Genomic DNA, 5,231 nt, shown 5'->3' with positions numbered 1-5,231 from the left:
TTATATTTGTACAGAGATATGGGAGGAGCCTCGGCTCCCCCCTTTTTTCGTCACTTTCCCTTTAAAATCGGGGGTTTTAGAAGCGCATCCAGGTAAAATTTGCCTTCCTCTAATTTTTCTTTGCCTTCCTCAAATTTTAATTAGGGGAAGGGAAAGAAAAATTATGCGCCGAGTAGGCAAAATTGGGAGGCGGAAAGTGTTCTCGGAAGTTAAAAATGTTAATGTCGAATCGCGGAAAAATGGCTCAAAATTGTTGGATTTTTGGGGCGGCGCGCAGGAGTGACGAGTCGCATCACCTCCTATTGCGATTTCCTGTTTTACGTTCGTTACAAACGTTACAAACGTTACAAACGTTACGTACGATTCGCACCATTCACTCCATCCGTGTCCTAAATTCCATTCACTCCATTCGCGTTCTAAATTCCATTCGCGAGATTCGTGTTCAAAAACAAAATGTAGGGTTTGTGTACCGCTTCGTGTATAGTTTTGCGAACGCTCGCTGTGTAGGGTTCAATGTAGGGTTTAATGTATAGTTTGTGTATAGTTTGAAGCACAAACTATACATTTCGCAACGCGCGGAAAATCAGCAGAATGCAAGGTTGAATGTAGGGTTTGTGTATAGTTTGTATAGTTTTTTTGTTTCCCCTTTAATTTACGTATGGTGCAAAGTCTGAAACGAGGATACATCAAAGAAAGGTTTAGCGGACAGTAATAACTTTGAATACAAAAGTCTGGACTACGCAAACCTCTGAGACGACGCCACAGGGAACACCCCAACAGAATCATTGCTGTCCGCTAAAACTCAAAATGACAAACCGACTGTTTTGTTTGTCATCTTGAATTTTAGCGGACAGCAATATATTTCCAAAAAAGTTTTCTCAAAATTACGCCTGATGCAGTCGCTGTGGTTTGAGCCTACAGCGTCGGCAAGGTGACGCGGAAGAGTGAACTTTCCGTGTGTTCGCGGAGGATGATTTCCTTCATTTTCTTCACAACGTCGGGATACTGCGAAGCGACGTCGTGGTCCTCGTGCAGGTCTGTTGCCAGGTCATAGAGTCGGCAGTTGCCCGCGCTCACCACCATTTTCCAGTTACCCATGCGAAGCGCCATCATGTTCGTTTCGTGGAACTCCCAGTAGAGGAACTCATGCTCCTTTTGTCCTTCTGCTCCCGTCATAGTGGGATAGAAAGAAATGCCGTCAAAGCAGTCCGTCGCCACGTTCGGATTGAGGAAACTGTCAGGATAGCCGGGAATGCCCGCGATGTCGCAGAACGTCGGGAGCAAATCATAGAAAGCAAGTTGGTGGTCGTTCACCGTACCCGCAGGGACTTTGCCCGGCCAACGCACGATGAAAGGAATTCGGATGCCGCCCTCATAGGTGCTGCGCTTCTTGCCCTGCAGCAGTCCGTCGCGGTTGAAGAAGTCGGGGTCTGCCCCACCCTCTTCGTGAGGACCGTTGTCCGAGGTGAAAATCACTACCGTGTTCTCATCCAGTCCCTTTTCTTTCAGTTTCGCCATGATCTGACCCACCATGGCGTCGAGGCGCGTAATCATGGCTGCGAACTGGGCGTGACCATAGTCCGTTGGATTATAGCGAGAGCCCTGGTTTCCCCCAAACGTTTTTTCTTTGCAGAAATGCCCCTTGTAGGCAAGGTAGATGGAGTCTTCGGGCTGAATGAGTTCAGCGTGCGGCAGGGTGTAGGTGAAGATGCCGAGGAACGGTTTGTCCGCACTCTGTTTGTCAAGCCACGCCATAGCCTTTTCGTGGATGAGGTCTGCAGAATATTGCGTGCGGCGGGTGTAGCCGTCACCATACATCGGGTGCGGAATGTTCTCCTCCAACGTCACACGCTTCACACCATCGTCGCCGCGCGAGCGACTGTACTCGTTGAGGAAGTTGGGATAGTAGAGGTGAGCCTGGAACTGACAGATATAGCCGTAGTATTCGTCAATGCCGCGTTTGTCAGGCGTGGATGCGGAGCCTTCGTAGCCGCCCGCCCACTTTCCAAACATACCGGTGGTGTAGCCCTCGCGCTGGAAGATTTCGGGGATGATGACATGGTTCACGTCATAGGGTTCCTGACCGACCACGGCATAGTCCGTATTACTTCCGTAGGTGACCTGTCCGCTCCAGTATTCTTTGTTGCCGCGAACGTGCGTGTGTCCCGAGTGCTGCCCGGTCATAAAGGTGGCGCGGGAGGGAGCGGAGACGGGACTGCCGGCATAGGCTTGGGTGAAGCGCATGCCCTGTGCGGCGAGACTGTCGAGATGAGGGGTGGCGATGTACTGCTGCCCGTAGCAGGCAAGGTCACCGTAGCCCATGTCGTCGCACATGATGTAAAGGATGTTGGGGCGATCTTGAGCGTGAAGGCCGACGGCTGCCACGAGACCGGCACCTATAAGGTAGCAAGGAGAAGGATTGCTTTTTTTCATGATGATTCAATATTTATGATTTGAGAGTTTGTTCCACGCAGAGGAACTCAGCGAACGCAAACTTTGACTGATTTCTTGGACGCGGCGCCGTGAATGCGCACGATGTAGGTGCCGGAGGCGAGATGACGAACTTTCATGGAGCGACCGGAGGTGCTACCGACAAGTTCGCCGTCAAGGGAATAGAGGCTGAAGCCGGAACACGCTTCATCTCCTGAAAGACTGATTTCTCCTTTTCCGACCTGAAGGTTCACCACGTGATTCCAAGCATCGCGAGGAGAGGTGATGCCCGTGTCTAAATCTGTGTTGGGAGAAAAAACAGCGGTGAGGTGAAGGTCGTGATTCAGTTCAAAGGAATAGTCGGCAGCGGTTGAAACCACCTGATTGCCTTCGCGCCAGCACAAGAAGACTGCGCTGCCCAACGGCGTGGCAACGGCACGGTTCTCAGCCACCAATTCCGCTGTGCCACGGGAGGGGTCGTTGGTCGTGACGGTGACGGTGAAAGCAACAGGAGCATCCACCACGTTCAAAACGAAGTCTATCGTCTGACCAAGCACATCGTCTTCCGCTCCGCTCAAACCGTTCTCCGTGAGGCGGAGGCGCATGCGGGTCTTTCCAAGACGAGCATCGGCAGGAACGTCAGTCTCAAAACTCATGGACTGTGCCACATCCACCGACTGAGAGGTCTCAAACACACCGTCGCCGTTCCAATCGAAATAGGCAAAACATTCCGTGCCTGCAGCGGGAGCAGCACTCAGTTGCAACTCTGTGGAAAACCGTTTGCCGCGAGCAAGAGTGGATTTGGACTGAGTGAAAAGCGTGTACCACCAACCGGGCTGTGTGCTCTGAGTCGTCACACCACTGCCGGAGGTGTTCAGAACAGTGAGAGGATAGGACAAAGGAACCACCACGGCTTCGCCGCTCTGAGTGACACGACTGACATAGACCGTGCCCAAACCACCACAAGGAAGATTGTAGAGACCGTTGTGGCGGGCAAAACTACTGCGCACACCACGGAACGTCACCAACGAGTCGCCCGCAACTTGCAACGCACAAGTGCCGGCGGCATCGGCGCCGAAGGGACGGAAGAAATAGGTCGGAGCCTCGGTGTCTCCCATGAAGACCACCCAATGATCAGTCTCGCCCAACTGCAAGGCTTGACTGTGCTTGGCATTATAAATCTGATAACCACCCTCCTGCTTGGACTGACCGACAAAATACCAGGTCTGACCTTCCTCTTCGCTGACAGGTTGCCATGCCACACTGCCGTCTTCAAGCATGTTCAACGCCTGGCCTGTGAGATGGTTCACAATATTATAATAATAGGCGGAAGGACCGGGCTGTGCCACGGGCACGAAAGGACGAACCTCATAAAGATCTTCAGTGTCAATGATTTTCCAATAGGAGCCGACACGATAGTTGGCGCCGTTGGGACCTGCCTGCCAGGTGATGATGGAAGACGAAGCACCGTCTTTGTTCAGCGCACGCGGGGAGGCGGACTCATCGGCATAGCTCGTGCAATCGGTGGAACTGAGATAGCAGCAGCCGCTGATTTCCGAAGCCGTGGAAGCCGTCTCCTTGATGTAGTAGGCTACAGGCGTTACCGAAGTACTAATCTTGGAGGCTGAGGAAGGCGTTTTGTTGCAACTGCCGATGTAGCGTCCAGTGGCAGTGTTCTTAATAAAGTAAGTATTTTCCTCGCCCGTCGGAATGAGTTCCCAGAAAATACGCTTGGTGACATCGTAGGTTGAAGCCACCATACTGCCGTCCGCCTCCTCTGCCATATAAAGGTCTGAGGTGTTCTTCCATTTGAAGTTCACGATGTGGCGTTCCGAAACGGTCTCCTCTTCCTTGAACAATTTGATTTCGGAAAGTCCGAAGAAGCAACCGTTGTTGGTTGTGCCTTTGGTCACGGTGAGCAACAGCGTGAGTGCGCCGTCAGCAACCGTTTGCGTCGCGCCCCGTGTTTCCCACATTTTGTGAACATTGGAAGCCGCGCCCACTCCGGCAGCAATGTCAATGTCGGCAAGCGGAGAGAAATTGGCGGTGGCGCCGGAGAGCGTGAACTGAGAAACCACGTTGAACTGACGCAGTTTGTTGTCACTGTTGGACTGATAGGCGCCGCCGGAGTTCAACGCATGAATGTCAAGTCCTAAAGCATTGAACGAAAAGTCAGAAGGAAGTCCCGAAACACTCAACTGGAAAGTGATGGTGGGCGAAGTCGTGGCATTCACGTCGGGACAGAGAATACCGCTTGTGATGTTCGTCCCGGCAGTTTTCATGGCGTGGGAAACAGCGATGTTTGCTGTCACACCACTCAACGCAGTTCCCGCAGCATCTACGGCAGACACCGTCACCGTCTCTCCCGAGGAACCGGTTCGCGCAAAGGTGAAACAAATGCTTTCAGTGCTCTGTGCCAAAACACACAAAGAGAGACTGCTGCAAACGACAAACAGAAATAGACGTAGCAGATTCTTCATTAGAAAAGGTTTTAGGAATTTAAGAACTAAGGGCATTGAGCACAAAAAGAATACGATGACGCAAAACAACGCAACAAGACATGTGTACAATGCACTCTGCAAATGTAAAACTTTTCCAAATATAACTACATCTTTCTCTTTCAAAAAACTTCCTCTGCGAAATCCCCAAAATCTGCGAGTACCAGAATCTGCGAAATCTGCGAAATCTGCGAGCTTTTCAAAACTCCGCGAAAATCTGCGAGCGAAACGCACAAGATGGAAACAACCTCCGACGAAACTGGTTCATCGGAGGTTGTCCTATAAGCTGGCGGCGACCTACTC

At 51.6% G+C, this 5,231-nt stretch carries 3 protein-coding genes; 1 reads left to right on the top strand and 2 read right to left on the bottom strand.

The features are described 5' to 3' along the window. Positions 1-283, top strand: a 283-nt coding sequence (locus I6E40_RS10345; protein ID WP_235387108.1) for a hypothetical protein, incomplete at its 5' end; no start/stop codon positions are given. A 632-nt stretch (positions 284-915) separates the two neighbouring features. On the opposite strand, the gene I6E40_RS10340 is transcribed toward I6E40_RS10345, so the two are convergent. Beyond that, positions 916-2,433, bottom strand: a complete 1,518-nt coding sequence (locus tag I6E40_RS10340; RefSeq protein ID WP_235387107.1) for an arylsulfatase — start codon at positions 2,431-2,433, stop codon at positions 916-918. Between the two features lie 47 nt (positions 2,434-2,480). Beyond that, the gene (locus I6E40_RS10335) at positions 2,481-4,910 is read right to left on the bottom strand and encodes a GEVED domain-containing protein (protein ID WP_235387104.1); all 2,430 of its coding nucleotides are present in this window, start codon (positions 4,908-4,910) and stop codon (positions 2,481-2,483) included. Positions 4,911-5,231 lie beyond the last annotated feature (321 nt).

Source organism: Prevotellamassilia timonensis, from assembly GCF_021531665.1.
Taxonomy (GTDB): domain Bacteria; phylum Bacteroidota; class Bacteroidia; order Bacteroidales; family Bacteroidaceae; genus Alloprevotella.
This window is presented reverse-complemented; position numbering and strand designations above follow the sequence as displayed.